This window comes from Burkholderia sp. ABCPW 14 (assembly GCF_001523835.1).
Classification (GTDB): Bacteria; Pseudomonadota; Gammaproteobacteria; order Burkholderiales; family Burkholderiaceae; genus Burkholderia; species Burkholderia mayonis.
This window is the reverse complement of the sequence record NZ_LOVS01000021.1, coordinates 1-17,768: the sequence shown is the minus strand read 5'-3', so window position 1 is coordinate 17,768 and position 17,768 is coordinate 1. Positions and strand designations below refer to the sequence as shown.

17 protein-coding genes are annotated in these 17,768 nt (G+C 69.1%); 6 read left to right on the top strand and 11 right to left on the bottom strand.

The window, feature by feature from the left end; genetic code table 11:
• Window positions 1–78: 78 nt before the first annotated feature.
• Together WS62_RS03820 and WS62_RS03815 are read right to left on the bottom strand one after the other, a co-directional pair.
• A complete protein-coding gene (locus WS62_RS03820; RefSeq protein ID WP_066567949.1) occupies window positions 79–462 on the bottom strand; it encodes a hypothetical protein in 384 nt (127 codons plus the stop codon).
• 121 nt (window positions 463–583) lie between these two features.
• Entirely contained in the window at window positions 584–1,780 is a 1,197-nt protein-coding gene (locus tag WS62_RS03815) for an acyl-CoA dehydrogenase family protein (protein ID WP_066567947.1), read from the bottom strand.
• A 245-nt stretch (window positions 1,781–2,025) separates the two neighbouring features.
• On the opposite strand from WS62_RS03815, the gene WS62_RS03810 reads away from it, so the two are divergent.
• Window positions 2,026–3,492: a PAS domain-containing sensor histidine kinase gene (locus tag WS62_RS03810; RefSeq protein ID WP_066567946.1), complete on the top strand. Its 1,467-nt coding sequence runs from the start codon at window positions 2,026–2,028 to the stop codon at window positions 3,490–3,492.
• A 44-nt stretch (window positions 3,493–3,536) separates the two neighbouring features.
• Here WS62_RS03810 and WS62_RS03805 read toward each other — a convergent pair whose 3' ends face one another.
• The 3 genes from WS62_RS03805 to WS62_RS03795 all read right to left on the bottom strand — a co-directional run bounded on the left by WS62_RS03805 (window position 3,537) and on the right by WS62_RS03795 (window position 5,796).
• Window positions 3,537–3,923: a tautomerase family protein gene (locus tag WS62_RS03805; protein WP_066568150.1), complete on the bottom strand. Its 387-nt coding sequence runs from the start codon at window positions 3,921–3,923 to the stop codon at window positions 3,537–3,539.
• Window positions 3,924–4,015: 92 nt separating this feature from the next.
• The gene (locus tag WS62_RS03800) at window positions 4,016–4,516 is read right to left on the bottom strand and encodes an aromatic-ring-hydroxylating dioxygenase subunit beta (protein ID WP_066567943.1); all 501 of its coding nucleotides are present in this window, start codon (window positions 4,514–4,516) and stop codon (window positions 4,016–4,018) included.
• A complete protein-coding gene (locus WS62_RS03795; protein WP_066568148.1) occupies window positions 4,513–5,796 on the bottom strand; it encodes an aromatic ring-hydroxylating oxygenase subunit alpha in 1,284 nt (427 codons plus the stop codon). Before WS62_RS03795 ends, WS62_RS03800 begins: the two co-directional genes overlap by 4 nt.
• A 154-nt stretch (window positions 5,797–5,950) precedes the next feature.
• Here WS62_RS03795 and WS62_RS03790 point away from each other — a divergent pair, with 154 nt between their 5' ends.
• Complete coding sequence (locus WS62_RS03790) at window positions 5,951–6,871, top strand: LysR family transcriptional regulator (RefSeq protein WP_066568147.1); 921 nt, start codon at window positions 5,951–5,953, stop codon at window positions 6,869–6,871.
• A 424-nt stretch (window positions 6,872–7,295) separates the two neighbouring features.
• Here WS62_RS03790 and WS62_RS03785 read toward each other — a convergent pair whose 3' ends face one another.
• Together WS62_RS03785 and WS62_RS03780 are read right to left on the bottom strand one after the other, a co-directional pair.
• Window positions 7,296–8,261, bottom strand: coding sequence for a PDR/VanB family oxidoreductase (locus WS62_RS03785; protein ID WP_066567940.1), 966 nt, complete (start codon window positions 8,259–8,261; stop codon window positions 7,296–7,298).
• 185 nt (window positions 8,262–8,446) lie between these two features.
• Window positions 8,447–9,862: a spinster family MFS transporter gene (locus tag WS62_RS03780; RefSeq protein WP_066567937.1), complete on the bottom strand. Its 1,416-nt coding sequence runs from the start codon at window positions 9,860–9,862 to the stop codon at window positions 8,447–8,449.
• Window positions 9,863–10,223: 361 nt separating this feature from the next.
• Between WS62_RS03780 and WS62_RS03775 the strand changes: the two genes are divergently transcribed.
• The gene (locus tag WS62_RS03775) at window positions 10,224–11,321 is read left to right on the top strand and encodes a porin (RefSeq protein ID WP_066567935.1); all 1,098 of its coding nucleotides are present in this window, start codon (window positions 10,224–10,226) and stop codon (window positions 11,319–11,321) included.
• On the opposite strand, the gene WS62_RS03770 is transcribed toward WS62_RS03775, so the two are convergent.
• Both WS62_RS03770 and WS62_RS03765 read right to left on the bottom strand, forming a co-directional pair.
• The gene (locus WS62_RS03770) at window positions 11,318–12,373 is read right to left on the bottom strand and encodes a LysR family transcriptional regulator (RefSeq protein WP_066567933.1); all 1,056 of its coding nucleotides are present in this window, start codon (window positions 12,371–12,373) and stop codon (window positions 11,318–11,320) included. The two genes, WS62_RS03775 and WS62_RS03770, sit on opposite strands and share 4 nt — an antisense overlap.
• Window positions 12,370–13,437: an AraC family transcriptional regulator gene (locus WS62_RS03765; protein WP_066567931.1), complete on the bottom strand. Its 1,068-nt coding sequence runs from the start codon at window positions 13,435–13,437 to the stop codon at window positions 12,370–12,372. Before WS62_RS03765 ends, WS62_RS03770 begins: the two co-directional genes overlap by 4 nt.
• A 185-nt stretch (window positions 13,438–13,622) precedes the next feature.
• Between WS62_RS03765 and WS62_RS03760 the strand changes: the two genes are divergently transcribed.
• From WS62_RS03760 to WS62_RS38990, 3 genes are read left to right on the top strand one after another with little or no spacing between them, the layout of a single operon-like run.
• The gene (locus WS62_RS03760) at window positions 13,623–14,729 is read left to right on the top strand and encodes an NAD/NADP-dependent octopine/nopaline dehydrogenase family protein (RefSeq protein ID WP_066567928.1); all 1,107 of its coding nucleotides are present in this window, start codon (window positions 13,623–13,625) and stop codon (window positions 14,727–14,729) included.
• On the top strand, window positions 14,726–15,733 hold the full coding sequence (locus tag WS62_RS03755; RefSeq protein WP_066568146.1) for a 3-hydroxybutyryl-CoA dehydrogenase: 1,008 nt from the start codon (window positions 14,726–14,728) through the stop codon (window positions 15,731–15,733). The genes WS62_RS03760 and WS62_RS03755 overlap by 4 nt, the downstream gene beginning before the upstream one ends.
• A 58-nt stretch (window positions 15,734–15,791) precedes the next feature.
• Entirely contained in the window at window positions 15,792–16,112 is a 321-nt protein-coding gene (locus tag WS62_RS38990) for a pentapeptide repeat-containing protein (protein ID WP_082720682.1), read from the top strand.
• On the opposite strand, the gene WS62_RS03750 is transcribed toward WS62_RS38990, so the two are convergent.
• On the bottom strand, window positions 16,051–17,400 hold the full coding sequence (locus tag WS62_RS03750) for an MFS transporter (RefSeq protein ID WP_066567903.1): 1,350 nt from the start codon (window positions 17,398–17,400) through the stop codon (window positions 16,051–16,053). The genes WS62_RS38990 and WS62_RS03750 overlap by 62 nt on opposite strands.
• Before the next feature lie 82 nt (window positions 17,401–17,482).
• A partial coding sequence (locus WS62_RS37830; RefSeq protein ID WP_231748180.1) for a hypothetical protein occupies window positions 17,483–17,768 on the bottom strand: 286 nt, incomplete at its 5' end.

The window sequence follows — 17,768 nt, the reverse complement described above, 5'->3', positions numbered from 1 at the left end:
TTGCGCTCGCCGCATCCGGCGTGCGCGGCTCGCCCGCGTCGCCGTTCGCGCGCCGGCCTCGCCGGCTCGTCGCGGCGCTCACGACGCGGCGGCCTGCGCAGCGGCCGGCGGCACGGCGAGCGGCCGGCCGACGCGTGCTTCGATCTTGCCGTACCGCCACAGGTTGTAATCGCCGACGGGCGTCGTGCGATACAGATTGCAGACGGCGGTGACGGTGTCGAAATCGACGACGTCGGCCATGATGTAGAACGTCCACGGCGCGCCGTCGGCCTGTCCGACGACGAGCCGGTCGTCGTCCATCACGCCGAGCACGCGCACGCCGTCCATCGCTTCGACGGCGGCGAGCATCGTGCCGTACGCCTGCCAGACTTCGCCGATGCGCGCGCGCGGGAGGTCGAAGAAATTCTGCGTGACGCCGCAGCAGAACAGCACGCGCAGCGGCAATGGGCGTTGGTCGGACATGTAGGGACTCCTGTCGGTTCGGGTTGAGTGCAAGATGGTTGATCGCGCCGCGCGCGGCGGGCGCTCGGCGCATGAGATTCGCGCGGCGGCGCATCGGGCGCCGTCGCGCGAACGCGTCAGATCACAAATAGCCGGGAAACGGCGCGACGCCGGTGAATACCGCTCCGGCGCCGTCGAGATTGCCTTCGCCGAGAAACGCGTGCTGCGTGACGACCATCGCATCGCGCAGCAGCCGCTGTAGCGGATGCGCGCGATAGATCGCCGGCGTGCCGCCGAGGCGATACGCGCGCTCGACGACGCTCGCGCCTTCGCGCGCGGTGTGCGTCGCCGCGAGCCGCAGCAGGCTCACGTGCTCGGGCGTCACGTCGCGGCCGGCGACGATCGCTTGCCACACTTCGTCGGTCGCTTCGTAGAAGAACGCGCGCGCCGCGCGCAACTGCACCTCGGCCTTCGCGAGCTCGATCCGGAAGTACGCGCGGTCGGCGAGGCGCGGCGCGCCCGTCGTCGTCTTGCGGCCGCCCGACATCCGGTTCACCGTGTCGAGCGCCGCGCGCGCGAGGCCGAGATTGACGACCGCAAGCACCTGCGCCGCGTACGCGACGGTCGGATAGCGATAGAGCGGCTCGTCGACGGTCGGCGCGCCGCCGCGCACGAACGTCCACGGCTCGGCGACGAACTGGTCGACGACGCGCAGATCGTGGCTGCCGGTGCCCTGCATGCCGACCACGTCCCAGTTGTCGACGATCTCGACCTGCTCGGGCCGGAACACCGCGGTGCGCGGCTTGCCGGGCGCTTCGCCTTCGGCGCCCGGAATCGCGATGCCGACGCCGAGCCAGTCCGCGCCCTTGCAGCCGCTCGCGAACTTCCACGTGCCGTCGACGCGCCAGCCGCCCGGCGCTTGCCGCGCGGGCTGCACGGGGAAGAGGCCGCCCGCGAACACCTGATCGGGACCCGTCGCGTAGAGGGCTTCCTGCGTCGCGAGCGGCAGCGCGGCGAGATAGACGTTCGCGGAGCCGAAGCTCGCGATCCACGCGGCCGAGCCGTCGGCGATTGCGATGCGCTCGATCATCGCGAGAAACTCGGCGGGCGGGCGCGCGTCGCCGCCGAAGCGGGTCGGCGTGCCGGCGCGGTAGATGCCGGCGCGCTTGAACAGCTCGACGACGTCGCGCGGCACGTGCGACAGCCGGTCGAATTCGTCGCGGCGCGCGGCCACCACGGCGATCACGTCGTCGAGCGGCATCGCATCGGGCTCGCATGCCGGCGTGACGCGCGGCTGAGCGGGGCGGGCGGCGCCGATGGCGGCGGCAGTTTCTGACATGACGGGTCTCCTGAATACGGAATCGGCTGAAGAAGAAAAAGGGCGCGTAGGCGCATCGGCGCGGACGAACATCGCTGGAATCCAGTCTAGGAATGCAATAAGGCCGCTTCAATTGGGACGATGGACGCGCGACCCGGGGACGAGCCGTGTCGCCGTAAAGAATTCTTCAGATGCGGCGTGTCGGTGCGGGTGTTAATGTGAACGTCCACGCGCGCTGCGCCGTGTCGCCCCCGCAGAACCGAGCCATGACCTTTCCCGCCGAAGACGATTTCCGCCGCTTGCTCGATGCGCTGTCGCTGTGCGTGCTGCTGCACGACGCGAAGACGAAGGCGATCGTCTGGGCGAACCGCGCGGCGTGCGACGTGCTCGGCTTTACCGTCGAAGAGCTGCTGCCGCTGAAAGCGCCGGACATGACGCGGCCCGAGCCGAAGTACCAGCGCGAGATCGGCGTCGGCGCGATGGACCGCTCGATCACCGACGGCCCGCAGGTGTACGAATGGTGCTACCGGTCGCGCACGGGCGTGGACATGCTGTCGGAGGCCACCGCGACGCACGTGCGGCTGCGCGAGCGCGACGTCGTGATGGTGCAGTTTCGCGACATCAGCGCGGAGGAGGCGACGCGCCAGGCGCTGCGGCGCTACGAGGCGAGGCTGCGCGAGTTCATGCAGGACCTCGACGAAGGCGTCGCGGTGCTGACGCCGCACGGCGGCGTGCAGTTCATCAGCGAATCGGGGCGGCGCGTGCTCGGCATCGCGGCGGGCGAGCCGCTCGGCGACGTGCTCGACTATTGCACGGTCGCGGATCGGGACCGGCTGATCGCGCAATTGCGCGACGCGCCCGCGTGCCGTCCGTCCGAGCCGCAGCGCTACCGGATCGCGCGCCGCGACGGCACGCCGCGCTGGGTGCGGATCACGTGCCGGCACGTCGACATCGAAGGCGACCTGAGCGGCTTGCTGATCCACTTCCGCGACGTGACCGACGAGGTGGCGATCGAGGAGACGCGGCGCATCGAGGCGCGGATGCTCGAACACGCGGGGCGCTACAACGCGATGGGCGAGATGGCGGCCGCGATCGCGCACGAGCTGAGCCAGCCGCTCGCGGCGGTGCGCAACTTCATCGAAGGCGCGATCCAGCGGCTCGGCCAGCCGGGCTCGACGGACGACGTCGTCTGGGGGCTGCGCAGCGCCGACCGGCAGGCGGAGCACGCGGCGCTCATCATCAAGAGCGTGCGCGAATACGTCGTGCGGCGCGAGTCCTTCGAGGCGGTCGTCGATCTGCGCGACATTCTGGCGGACGTGTCGTATTTCATCGATCTGCGCGCGAAGGAAGCCGGCGTCGCGGTGACGATCACGCAGTCGGACGCGCCGCTGCCGGTGCGCTGCGAGCGCGTGCTGATCGGGCAAGTGATCCTGAATCTCGCGTTCAACGCGGTCGAGGCGCTGGCCGATGTCGACCGGCCGGCGCGCGCGCTGATGCTCGGCGTCGGCGAGCACGCGGGGCGCGCGGTGCTGCGCGTCGTCGACAACGGGCCCGGCGTGCCCGACGGCGTGCACGCGCAACTGTTCGACGGCTTCTCGTCGTCGAAAGTCAGCGGCAACGGGATCGGGCTGTCGCTGTGCAAGAACATCGTCACGCGGCACGGCGGCCGGATCTGGGCGCAGCCCGCGCCGGGCGGCGGGCTCGAATGCCGCTTCTCGCTGCCGCTCGCATAGCGCGGCGGGACGGCGTCCGACGCGCGGGCCGAGCGCGTGCATCGTCAGCGGCCGAGCGCGCGCGCCGTGTTGCCGCCGATCCCGAAATCGGTCGTCGGGATGTCCTTGACGATCACGCGAATCGCCTGCAACGGCGCATCGAGCACGGCCGCGCTCGCGTCGGACAGCGCGGCGATCAGCGCGCGCTTCTGCTCATCGGTGCGCCCGGCGATCAGGATCGCGACGATCACGGGCAGCGCGGGCGGCGCGCCGTCGGCCGCGCTGCGGCCGCCGAGCCCGATGTGCGCCGCGGGCAGCGCGTTCAACAGGATTCGCACCGACTCGACGGGCGCGCCGATCGCGGCGACGGTCGCCGCAGTCAACCGGTCGATCAGCTCGGCCTTCCGTGCGTCCGGATGGCCGGCCGGCAAATACACTTCGAGTGTCGGCATGATGAAATGAAAGAGAAGACATCGACGAAAAGGCGCGCTCGCCGCGTACGCGCACGCGCCTGCATGCGCGTCGCGACGAGCGCGCCGCGGCATCACAGCAGGAAGCCGATCGCGCTCAGCGCCTCGGTCGAGTCGATCAGGCGGATCACCTTCCCGGCCAGACGCACGTCGCTGTCGCGCATGTCGAGCTTGTGCGTCACGTCCGCCGCGAACAGCGTCGCGACGCCGCGCTTGTAAGCGACGACGACCTGCGCGGACTTCACTTCGATCGTGTCCGCGCTTTCGCGCTCGAGCGTGAAGCGCGACACGGTGCGCACCGTGCGCGCCGCGTCGGACGCCGACGCCGAATGGCCGGACAGCATGCGCTGCGTGCGTTTCTCGCGCATCTCGTGATCGTCGTACACGTAGTTGAGCGTGGCTTCGAAGTCGGTTGCGGCGGGATCGATCGGGACGACGTAACGACCGGCCGGATGCCACAGATCGAGCCAGCCGCGATAGTCGCGGCGATCGAGCAATTCGGCCTCGCGCCAGATGAACTCGACGGCGCGCGCGAACGTGCGCGTGGAAAAAAGGGCGTTGCGGTCGTCCATCATGCTTGCTCCATCAGCTTGCGCCATTGCCGGTACGCTTCGCGCATGCCGGTCTCGTCGGTCGCGTGCGCGGTCTTCTCGCCGTTCGGCGCGGTCGTTTCGCGGTTCAGCCCGCGGTTCACGAGAATCGGCACGTCGGGCCCCGCGTGCGCGCCGCGCTGCACGCGCTCCCAGGCTTCCGCGTCGTCCGGGCTGCCGAAGCCGAACGGCCCCTGGAAATGCTCGTGAATCCGCAGCCGGACCTGATTGGCCTCGTCCGGGCCGCCGTCCATCGCGAGCGCGACGTGGCGGATCTCGGTTTCCTCCGCCGAAATCGGCCGCAGCACGCGGAAGAACGCCATCGACAGCGCGAGGTTCGGAAACAGATTGAGGTTGAAGCCGACGCCCATCAGCGAGCGCACGATGCGCCGCACTTCGTCGGGCGCATGCCGCTCGGCGAGCTGGGCCGCGAGCGCGCCGAAGCGCTGCGGCAGCGGCGCGCCGTCGTCTTGGTCGAGATCGATCAGCTCGGGCATCAGCACGGCGAGGCTGTGGCCGTTGCCGAGCGCACGGCAGAACGCGGCGTCGCTCGTCATGAAGCGCGTGATCGCGGCGGCTGTCTCGTCGTCGATCGATTTCATCCACGACTTGTGGACGACCGGGAAGTGGTAAAGGTCGGTCGTGTTCTCGAGCTGGATCTTCCAGTTGCCCTTGAACTTGAACTTGTGCTCGCCGTTCGCCTTGATCGGATAGCCCGCGCCTTGCTTCATGAACAGGTCGATCCACGGCTTCGCCCCGCCGAGGAAGTCGTCGAGCGGTTCGATATCCTGATTGAAGCTCGCGAACACGAGGCCCTGGTAGATGCCGGCGCGCAGCTTCACGAGCGGCAGCTCGGTCTTGTCGCATACGCCTTCGTAGCCGTCGCCGTACGGCAGTGCGCGCAGCGTGCCGTCGAGCGCATACGACCAGCTGTGGTATGGGCACGTGAAGCCTTTCGCGTTTCCGCGGTGCGCTTCGCAGACGGTCGCGCCGCGATGGCGGCAGCGGTTCTGCAGCACGTTCACGTCGCCGTTCCTGTCGCGCACGACGATGACCGGCTGGCGGCCGATTGTCGTCGTCACGAAGTCGCCGGGATTCGGCAGCTCGCTGTCGTGCGCGACCCAGATCCAGGTGCGATGGAAGATGCGCTCGAGCTCGGCCTCGAACAGCTCGGGGTCGTAGTACATCGACGGGGCGATGCGATCGGACTCGGCGCGCCGGGCGAGCGCGCGCGTGTCGATGGTCTGATAAGGAGATTCGCTCATCATGGTCGGAAGGAAATTCGCGACATCGTCGCGAGGTTGCGGGGCCTGGCATGTCTGCCATGTCGTCCGGCCAGTGTCGTGGCGCGCTTGATATCCGTCAAATTGATCTAAAATCTATCTATTCATAAATGCGATGAATTTTCAGGAGGCGGCCGTGACGTCCATCGATCATCTCGATCTGAACCTGCTGCGCGTGTTTCAGGCGATCGTCGAGGAGCGCAGCCTGACGAAGGCGGGCGAGCGGCTCGCGCTGTCGCAGCCGGCCGTCAGCTATTCGCTCGGCCGCCTGCGCACGCTGTTCGACGATCCGCTCTTCATCCGCACGCGCGCGGGCATGCAGCCGACGCCGATCGCGCTCGAGCTCGCGACCATCGTCGGGCGTGCGCTCGACACGGTGCGCGAGGCGCTGCGCTATGCGGAGACCTTCGATCCCGCCGTCAGCACGCGCACGTTCCGGGTGTCGCTGTCCGACGCGGGCGAGATGGCGTATCTGCCCGCGATCTGCCGCGCGCTGCGCGAGCGCGCGCCGCGCGTGAAGCTCGCCGTGCGGCCGATGCCCGTCGACGAGATCGAGGACGCGCTGCGGTCGAGCCGGCTCGACTTCGCGATCGGCAATCTGCCGGCGCTGATGCCGCGCACCCGGCACCGGCTGCTGTTCGAAGAAACCTACGTGTGCATGACGGGGCGGCGGCGCGGCCTGCCGAAGGCCGCTGTGCTCAGCCTCGATCAGTTCCTGCAGGCGTCGCACGTGCAGGTGATGTCGGTCGAGCACAGCCATCACGCGCTCGACGACGCGCTGCGCGCGCAAGGCGTCGGCCGCAACATCGCGCTCGAAGTGCCGCACTTCGTCGCGCTGCCGGGCATCCTGAGCGTCACCGATCTGTACGCGACGCTGCCGAAGCGACTCGCGCAGATCCTCGGTCGCGATGACGCGTTCCGGATCTATGCGTTGCCGGTGCCGCTGCCCGCCGTACCGGTGACGATGCACTGGCACGAGCATTTCGACGATGACGCCGGCATCGCGTGGATGCGCGATCTGATGGCAGGGATCGTCGAGCATTTCGACGAGGCTTGACGGGCGGCGGCGGTGCCGGGCGGGTGCGCGCTCGAGCGGCTGGCCGGTCCCGGCCGCATGCGATCGCGCGCCGGCTGGGCGCGGCCGAGCGATCGGCGTGCGTGGCGCTTGTCGAGCGGTGCTTGACCGGCGGCGCGTCTCGATTCAGCAGACCGAACCGTTCGTATTCGATCGCCAATGCGCGATGGCGGGTGCGTGAGCGTCGACGGGACGTGCGGCGCAGGCGCGCGCGCTCGGGATGTCGGGCGTGCGCAGGCCGGCAGTCCGATGTTGCTCGATGTCGTGTGATGGCACGCGGCGGCGCGCGATCCGGGCGGCCGATGCGACGCGAACGGTGCGAATGATGCGAATGATGCGAATGACGCGAACGGGGCGAACGGGGCGAACGGGGCGAAACACGAAAACCCCCCCCGGGTGGTCGGCGTCAAAGATCGAGCACGAGCACCGGCGAGCGCGAGCGCGACACGCAGCAGCAAATCACCTTGTTGCTCGCGCGCTCCGCGTTGCTCAGACAGTGATCGCGATGATCGGGCTCGCCGCTCACGACGGGCACCATGCAGGTGCCGCACACGCCTTCGCCGCACGACGTGTCGACCTCGACGCCGATCGACGCGAGCGCATCGACGATCGACGTCCTGTCGTCGACACGAATCGATCGTCCGCTGCGTTGCAGACGCACTTCGAATGCGTCGCCTTCAACGATTGGCGGCGGCGGATCGGCCGCGAAGCGTTCGAGGTGAATCGCGGCTTCGTCGATGCGCATGGCCGCGCGCGCGACGACCTGATCCATGAACGGCGCGGGGCCGCACGTGTAGACATGCGTGCCGGGGGCGGCGTCGGCGACGCATGCGTCGAGCGCCGCGGCGAGATCGGGCGGCTCGATGCCGACGTGCAACGCGACGTGCGGCGCGAACGGCTCGCTCGCCAGCCGCTCGAAAAACGCCGCATGCGCACGGCTGCGCACGAAGTAATGCAGCCGGAACGGCGCGCGCCGCTCGACGAGCCGATACGCCATCGACAACAGCGGCGTCACGCCGATGCCGGCGGCGATCAGGAGGTGCGCGCGCGCATCGTCGGCGATCCGAAACAGATTGCGCGGCGCGCCGACCGCGAGCTCGGTGCCGACGCGAACGTCGTCGTGCAGCGAGCGCGAGCCGCCGCGCGAGCGCACTTCCTTCTTCACCGCGAACTGATACGCGCCAAGATGCGCGGGGTCGCCGCACAGCGAGTACTGGCGGGTGACGCCGGACGGGCTCGTCACGTCGATGTGCGCGCCGGGCTCGTAGGCGTCGAACGGCTGGCCGTCGACGCGCGAGATACGAAAGGAGCGGATGTCCTGCGCCTCGTCCTGGAGCGCATCGACCCGGGCTTGGTAGGTACTCGCTTGCATGGGGAATCCGTTGATCGAATGAGACTCGCATTGCGCACATGGGCATGTCGCGCGAGCAGCAAAAACAGGATACGAGGCGCACGTCGATCAGACAAATTGATAAAAATCGTATCGATGGATAAATGAAATTGATTTAACGCCGCATCCTGTTGATCTGCCGATCCGCCTAATGCGGCACGAACGCGTCAACCCGCCGACGAGCCCGGCATCGTCGTCATCGCGGCGGCTTTGCTCGGCGCCTCGTGCATCGCCGCGAGCCGCGTCGCGTGCTCGCGCTCGAGACTCGCGCGATAGCGCCGGCAGCCGATCCCGAGCAGGCCCGCCGCGAGCGTCGCGGCCGCGAGATTGACGATCGCCATCGAATCGCCGACCGCGAGCGGCGTGCGATACACCCTGTCGGTGATCAGCGCGACGATCGTCGTGCCGATCCCGAGCGCGATCAGATTCGACACGAGCAGGAACAGCGCGGAGATCTGCGCGCGAAGCTGATTCGGCGCGAGCGTCTGCATCGCGGCCGTCGACGTCGGCATTGGAAACGACGCGAAGAACATCGCGATGACGAGCAGCGTGAGCGACGCGCCGAGATGGCTGACCTGCGTGAACGCGGCGGCGGGCGCCAGCATGCACAGCGCGCCGATGCAGCCCGCCCGCATCGGCGCATCGGCATAGCCGCGCCGCAGCAGCCAGTCGTTCAGCCAGCCGCCGCAGAACACGCCCGTCGTGTTCGCGACGAGCAGCACCGTGCCGAGCGTGTAGCCCGCCTCGACCGGCGTGAGGCCGAAATGGCGAATGTAGAACGCGGGCGTCCAGCTCAACAGGCAGTAGAGCGTCATCGCATAGAACGAAAACCCGGCGTAATGGCAGAAGAAGGTCGCGCGGTGCTTGCCGACGAAGCGCAGCGCATCCGCGGTCGACAGCCGCATCACGCCGCCCGAGCGATCGCGCGCAAGCTCCTTGCGCTGCGGGTCGCGGACGGTGAGCGCGAACAAGAGCGCGACGGCGAGCCCGGGCAGGCCGACGATCAGGAACGTGACCTGCCACGCGTGCACGTCGCCGACGAGCGGCAGCGTGAACGCCGACGCATGCTTGAGGAGCGCGATCACGTAACCGCCGACGAGAAACGCGACGCCGCCGCCGATGAACGAGCCGAGCGAGTAGACGGCCACCGCGCGGCCGAGCTTCTCTTTCGGGAAATAGTCGGCAAGCATCGAGTACGTGCCGGGCGACAGCGCCGCCTCGCCGACACCGACGCCCATCCGCGCGACGAACATGTGCAGGAAGTGCCGGCTGAGGCCACACGCGGCGGTCGCCAGGCTCCATAGCGCGATGCCGACCGCGATGATGCGCGGTCGCGCGTAGCGATCCGCGAGGTACGCGATCGGCATCCCCATGAACGCGTAGAACAGCGAAAACGCGAAGCCGTTCAGCAGGCTGAACTGCGTGTCGGTGAGCTGCAGGTCGCGCTTGATCGGTTCGATCATCAGCACGAGCACCTGGCGGTCGACGAACGAGAACACGTACGCGAGCATGCAGATCACGACGACGTACCACTCGTACGTGTAGCGTCGCGCGATCGAAGGGGCGGCGGGGGGAGCGGTCATGCGGTTTCTCCTGAGACGATAGACGGAATTCCGCGCGTTGCTTCGCGCGATCGGAGGGCAGCGTAGTCAACCAAATTCCGCGCACATAGCCGCAGTGACAGCCGCGCGACACGGACATTTACCGATCCGCCTAAAGAAAATCCCAGGCCACGCCCCGCCGGTCGCACGTCCGCGCCCCGCGCGGCGGGCCGGGCGCCGCGTCATGAGCCGCCTCTATAAAGCTTATAAAGCCCGTTCGGTCGACGCCGGATATTGGCCTTCCTAGACTCGCCCCCGGTTTGGCATTCCCCGTTCGCACGCACTCGCGGCGAACGCTCGGCGCGCGGCGCGCGCTTCGGACAACCTCTACGGGACGGCACGAATGAACAACTGGAAATGGTTTGCGTCGCTGTTGGGCGCGGCAGCCGCGATGCCCGCATTCGCGCAATCGAGCGTGGTGCTGTACGGCCGCATCGATACCGCGATCGAATTCGCGAACATGGGGCCGCAACACGTGACGCGCATGGGCAGCGGCAATCTGTTCGCGTCGCAATGGGGCCTCAAGGGCGTCGAGGATCTCGGCGGCGGCTACTCGGCGATCTTCAAGCTCGAGAACGGCTTCAACTCGGCGAACGGCACGCTCGGCAACGGCGGCGCGCTGTTCGGCCGCGAAGCGTGGGTCGGCATCATCGGTCCGTTCGGCGGGCTGCAGGCGGGCGAGCTCTACACGGTCCTGCACACGACGTTCGTCACGTACAGCCTGCCCGGATATGCGGCGGGGCTCGCGTGGGGCAATGCGTCGAACAATTTCGTCGGGCCGGCGTTCCTGCGCACGCACAACGGACTGCGCTACACGTCGCCGCGCATCGGCGACTTCCTGCTGCGCGCGACCGCATCGCGCGGAGCGAACGGCGCGTCGGGCCAACCGTCGTCGCTCGGCGATACGTACGGCGCCGGGCTCAATTACGCGCGAGGACCGTTGTCGATCGACGTCGACTACATGGTGCAGCGCTTCAGCCCGGCGAGCGCGGCGTCGCTGTCCGCGACGAGTCCCGTCGCGGCGGGCAACTATGCGCTCGGCGCGTTCTCGTACGACTTCGCGTTCATGAAGCTCGCGTTCCTCTACATGCGGCATCGCGGCGGGCCGAACGTGGCCGCCGTCGTCGACAGCGCGAGCGCGTATCCGCACCACGACCTTTACGAGCTCGACGCGACGATCCCGCTCGGCCGCGCGTCGCTGCTCGTCAGCTACGGCCATTACCGGAAGGTCGCCGACAGTGGGGGCAACGCCGATTCGTACGGAGTCCGACTCGACTATCCGTTGTCGAAGCGGACCGTGCTCTATACGGGCGCGGCGATGGTGCGCAACGGCGCGCACGCGGCGTTCGCCGTCAACGGCGTGGGGGGCGGCAGTGTGCCCGTTGCGAAGCCGGGCGCGACCGCGAGCTCGATCGTCGCGGGTGTGATGACGTCGTTCTAATCGCAATCGGCGTGCGGCGCGCGCGATGCGGACGACGCAACGGGCGCGAGCCACGCGTCAAAAGGCTCGCGCGCGCCGATGTCGAACAGCTCGGACAGCAGCGCGCGCAGCCACCGATGGCCGGGGTCGGCGTCGAAGCGACGATGCCAGTACGCGTTGACGGTCCATGCCTGCGCGCCGGCGATCGGATAGATCGCGCACGCGTCGCGCGCCGCGAACGTGCGCGCGATCGTGCGCGGCACGATCACCGCGTAGTCGCAGTCGTGCAGGATCGCGGGAATCACCATGAAGTCGGGCAGCGCGGCGCGTACGCGCGGCATCAGCCCGTGCCGGTCGAGGAGCTGCATCGATTGCGGATGCGACGTGACGGCGACGAGCCGCAGCGGCGGCGGCGCATCGGCATCGAGCACGAAATCGTCGCCGAGCGCGAGGCGCGCGGCCGCGCGGCTCGACATCAGCAGCACGCAGCGTTCCTGTAGCAGCGCGGTGCGCTGGAAGTGGCTCGACGCGTCGCTGTAGTGGCCGAGCGCAAAATCGATCCGGCCCGATTCGAGCGCGACGTTGAGCTGCGATTCGTCGACGTGCAGCGTCTCGACGACCGCGCCCGGCGCGCGCGCATCGAGCACCTGCAGGAGCGTCGGCAGGAACGCGCTTACGGCGAAGTCGCTCATGTGCAGCCGGAATACGCGCTGGGTGGTGTCGGGCAAGAAGCGCGCGCCTTCGTCGAGCACGTCCTGCAGGATCGCAAGCGCCTTGTCGACCGATGCGGCGAGGCGGCGCGCGCGCGGCGTCGGCTCGACGCCGGTGCCGGTGCGCACGAACAGCGCGTCGCGGAACATCAGGCGCAACCGGCCGAGCCCGTAGCTGACCGACGGCTGCGTGACGCCGAGCCGCAGCGCCGCGCGGCCGACATGCCGCTCGACGTACACCGCGCGGAACGTCTTCAGCAGATTGAGATCGAGGTCCTGTACGCGCAGCGAATCGGTGGCGTCGGCGGCGGGCGCGGCGGACGGGATCGGTTCGAGCGCCGCGTTGGCGGTGGGGCGGTTCATGGCTGCCGCCTGCGGGATGCGTGGCGGCCGGGCTCGGCGGTCGCGGCCTTTGACGGGCCGGTTGCGGCGGCGTGGGCCATGGGCGCGCCATCCGCGCCCACACCGGTCTCCGACGGCGGATGCCCGAAGCGACGCGCATACGCCTTCGCGAAGTGCCCGAAGCTATGCACGCCGTGCTCGATCAGCACGTCCGCGACGGAGCGTCCGGGCGCGCGCAGCAACGCGTCGCGGACCGCCGACAATCGCTGCTCGCGCACATAGGCGGCGGGCGATGTCTGCAGGAACTGCGCGAAGCCGTTTTGCAGCGTGCGCGGCGACACGCCGGCCGCACGCGCGAGCGCCGCGAGCGGCAGCGGCTCGCCGAGATGCGCATCGACATGGTCGCGCGCGCGGCGCACGTGCACGGGCAGCGGACGGCGGACGCCGCGCGCGAGCGCGTCGCTATACGAATGCGGCAGCCGGGTCAGCAGCATCGTCATCAGCCATTGCGTGAGATCGGGCCCGAGCATCGGTTGCGCGGCGGCCGCATCGGGCTCCGCGCACCATCGGCACAATTGGCCGAGCATGTCGCGCACGACGCCCGCGCCGCGGTGCGCGGCGTCGACCGACAGCTCGAACAACAGCGGCGCGCGCGGCGTCGCCTGAAGCAGGTCGGCGAGCTTGAGTTCCAGCGCCGCGCGATCGAGCCGCAGCAGCAGGCTGCGGCAATCGCGGCTCGTCTCGATGCGGCTCGCCCGCGCGGGCGACGAGACGCTCAACCCGCCGCGCGTGACGGCCATGCGTTCGCGGCCTGCCCGCAGCTCGCAGTGCCCCGCGAGCGTCAGCCGGAACAGGAACTGGGCGGCGTCGCCGTCGATGTCGATGCGCGCTGCATCGCCGTAGCAGAGCTCGAGCAGGCCGCCGCGATCGAGCGCGATGTCGAACAGCTCCGCGCGCGACAGATCGCGCGCGGCCACTTGCATCCGATGCGGCCCGAGCAGCCGCGACACTTCGCGCTCGACGTCCTCGCGCGCACGCAATGCGCGGAGCCGGTTGCCGTTGCTGCGGGGGATCGCGATATCCATGGCGGGCCTCGTGATGAAGGACGTCAAGCAGGAAACGATGATCGGCGAGCCAATTCGCCGTGGCAACCGGCGCGACGCCGCGCGCGGCACGCGCTTGCCGGAATCGTATTGCCGTTGCGCGCCTCGAAGCGACGGCGTGCGGCGTTGCGCGTAACTTCGGCTGCATTGCACATCCGGAGGTGGACATGAAGGTATCCGTACTGGGCGGCGGTCACGGCTGCCATGCAGCGGCGATCGATCTGCTCGAAAAGGGACACGACGTGACGTGGTGGCGCCGCGACGCCGAGGCGGCCGCGAGGCTGCGCGCGCTCGGTGGGCTGAATGTGCGCGACTGGCGCGGCGAGCGCACGATCGCGCTCGGCGACGCGCGCGGCGCGATCCGCGTCGTCGACGCGCTTGCCGATGCGCTGCGCGATGCGCGCCTGATCGTGATTCCGCTGCCCGCGACGACGCACGATGCGCTGTCCGCGCAGATCGCGCCGCTGCTCGCCGACGGTCAGGTCGTCTATCTGCCGCCCGGCACGTTCGGCAGCTACGTGTTCGCGCGGGCGCTCGCGTCGGCGGGCAATCGCAGCCGCGTCGCGTTCGCGGAGACGGGCACGCTTCCTTACCTCGTGCGCAAGCACGGCGAGCGCGACGTCGTGATCAGCGCCTACGCGACGCGCCTGCCGACGGGCGTGTTCCCGGCGCGCGCGGCCGACTGGGCGTTCGACGTGCTGAAGGCCGGCTATCCGTCGATCGAGCCCGTCGAGGACGCGCTGTCGGCCGCGCTGATGAACGCGGGGCCGGTGATTCATCCGCCGCTCATCATGATGAACGCGGGGCCGCTCGAACACTTCGACGCGTGGGACATCCATAACGAAGGCACGCAGCCGTCGATCCGGCGCGTGACGAACGCGCTCGACGCCGAGCGTATCGCCGTGCGCGAGGCGCTCGGCTATCGCGCGCCGCATTTCCCGCTCGCGGACCACTACGCGGCCGACGGCGACGAATGGATGTACGGGCGTGGCGCGCACGGCAAGCTGACGGACAGCGGCGACTGGCGGGAGGCGATCGATCTGAGGACGCATCGCTATATGCTCGAAGACACGCGGCTCGGCTTGTCGCTGATCGTGTCGTGCGGGCGCTGGGCCGGCGTGCCGACGCCTGTCGCGCAGGGCCTTCTGAGCATCGCGAGCGTGGTGGCGGAACGCGACCTGTATCGCGAGGGCCGCACGTTCGAGCGACTCGGGCTCGCGGATGCGACGCGCGACGCGCTAGTCGCGCGGCTGCGCGACGGGTGGTCGGCATGAACGCCGCCGACGTGTCGCGCGTGCACGTGCTGGGCGCCGGGCGCATGGGGCAGGGCATCGCGCTTGCGTTCGCGTTCGCCGGCCTGCATGTGACGCTGATCGACTTCAAGACGCGGGATGCGGCGGCGCGGGCGGCGTTCGCCGCTGCCGCGCGCGCCGCCATCGGCCGCCAACTGGATGCGTTGACCGCGCTGTGCGGGCTCACGTCGCAACAGACGGCGCAGGTGCTCGCGCGCATCGACGTCGCCGATCGCGTCGGCGCGAGCGCGGGACTCTCGACCTGCAATGTGCTGTTCGAAGCGGTGCCCGAAATGCTCGACGCGAAGTCCGCCGCATTGGAATGGGCCGAGGCGCATCTGCGCGCGGACGCGGCGATCGCATCCACGACGTCGACGTTTCTCGTCACCGACTTGCAGCAATGCGTTGCGCATCCGGCGCGCCTCTTGAACGCGCACTGGCTGAATCCGGCGCATTTGATGCCGCTCGTCGAGATTAGCCGCAGCGACGCGACCGACCCCGCGGCCGTCGCGTTGCTGAGCGCGCTGCTCGAACGGATCGGCAAGCGGCCGGTCGTCTGCGGGCCGTCGGCCGGCTACATCGTGCCGCGCATCCAGGCGCTCGCGATGAACGAGGCGGCGCGGATGGTCGAAGAGGGCGTGGCGAGTGCGGACGCGATCGATCAGGCGATCCGGACCGGCTTCGGCCTGCGGTTCGCGGTGCTGGGGCTGCTCGAGTTCATCGACTGGGGCGGCTGCGACATTCTCTATTACGCGTTGCATTACCTCGCGCGCGAGATCGGTCCGCGCTTCGAGCCGGCCGGCGTCGTGAGCCGCCACATGGAGACCGGGCGCGACGGCATCCGCTCGGGCGCGGGCTTCTACGATTACGCGGCGGTCGACGTGCCCGCTTATGTCCGGCGGCGCTTGAGCGAGTTCGGTGCGCTGCTCGTGCATCTCGGGCTCGCGCCGGTGTTCGACGGCGCGCTCGGTGTGAAGCGCGAGTGACGAACGCGCGCATGACGAAGGCTCGAACGACGAAGGCACGAGTAACGAAGGCACGAACATCGAAGGCACGAACATCGAAGGCACGAACATCGAAGGCGCGAACATCGAAGGCGCGAACATCGAAGGCGCGAACATCGAAGGCGCGAACATCGAAGGCGCGAACATCGAAGGCGCGAACATCGAAGGCGCGAACATCGAAGGCACGAACATCGAAGGCGCGAGCGACGCACACCCGCACCGCCCGCGCGGATGCGCGCGCCGGTTGTCCGACCACGCATCGGCCGGACGCGGCATGCTGCGCGCGCGCCGGGTGGCCGTCATGCGGTTTCCGGCTTCGCGTCGGCCGCGCGTCGCGGCACATGGCGCGTCTCGCGGATGAAAACGAGCGTGACGAGCGTGATGCCGCCCATCACGACGAGCAGCAGCGAGACCGGCCATGCGGCGTGATAGCGGGCGAGCAGTGCGGTCGCGACGACGGGCGACAGCCCGCCCGCGAAGATCGAAGCGACCTCGTGGCCGAGCGCGACGCCCGAATAGCGGACTTCGGTGCTGAACAGCTCGCCGACGAGCGCGGGCAGCGTGCCGATCATCGCGCCGTGGCTGACGGCCGCGCCGATCGTGAGCGCGAGATAGACGAAGCGCGGCTCGCGCGTGTCGATCAGCCAGAAGAACGGAAAAGCGGCCGCGACGAGGCCCGCCGCGCCGATCAGATAGACGGGCTTGCGGCCGATGCGGTCGGACAGACGGCCCCAGCCGAGCATCGCGGCCATTTCGACGACCATTGCGCACATCACGCCCGTCAGCATCACCTGGTTCGGGATGCCGATGAATTTGCCGTAGACGAGCGAGAACGCGAGGAACACATATGCGCTGCCGTTTTCGGCGACGCGCAGCCCCATCGCGAGCAGCACTTCCTTCGGATGGCGCTTCAGCACCTCGACGACGGGCATGTGCGGCGGCGCGCGCCGTTCGCTCGCGCGTTCGAAGTCCTTCGTCTCGGGCAGGCTGCGGCGCACGTAGAGGCCGAACGCGAAGATCGCGACGCTCGCGAGGAACGGCAGGCGCCAGCCCCAGCGCGCGAACGCATCGTGCGGCAGCGCCTGCGCGGCGAGAAACGCGGCCGACGACAGCACGAAGCCGGCGCCGACGCCCAGTTGGCTCCATGCCGCGTAATAGCCTCGGCGATCGGCGGGCGCGCTTTCGCTGATCATCAGCACACCGCCGCCCCATTCGCCGCCGGACGCGATGCCCTGCAGCAGCCGCAGCGCGACGAGCGCGGCAGGCGACCAGAAGCCTGCCTGCGCATAGGTGGGCAGCAGGCCGATCGCGAACGTCGACGCACCCATCAGCATCAGCGTCCAGACGAGCGATGTCTTGCGGCCGTAGCGGTCGCCGACGTGTCCGAACACGGCGCCGCCGAACGGCCGCGCGACGAAGCCGAGCGCGAACGCCGCGAATGCGGCGAGCGTCGCGACGAGCGGCGGCGCATCCGGGGGGAAGAACAGTTTGCCGAACACGAGCGCGGCGGCGGTGCCGTAGACGAAGAAGTCGTACCACTCCATCGCGTTGCCCGTCACGGATGCGACGACGATCTTCCTGAAACTCGGGTTCGTGCGCGGCGGCGCACTCGCGGCGCCGGACGCGCGAGCGTTTTCGATGGACGGCATGAAGACTCCAATTGGGGGAAAGGCGGTGCCGTCTGAGCGCGACACGCTGCGCGTTCTAGTGTTGATGTGCGCCGCGGGCAGGTCAAATCCACCGAAATTGGACCGGCCCATAATCGATGTCGATAAAACAAGGGGCTTCGTGGGGTCCACCGGGCTCGGCGGGGCGCGATGCGGTTGTGTGGCGCACGCGCACACGGCGGGCGTTGCGAGTCGCGATCGGCCGAGGAATTTTCACAAAAGGGCTGTCGCGGACAAATAGAAATGTCCGGTTTTGTAGCAAATGAAATGTCCGCATGTTGGCGGGGGCGGCAAGCCGGCGTAGGGCGTAGCCCGAAGCCGGCTTGCCGCCCCCGCGGCTGTCTGGCGGA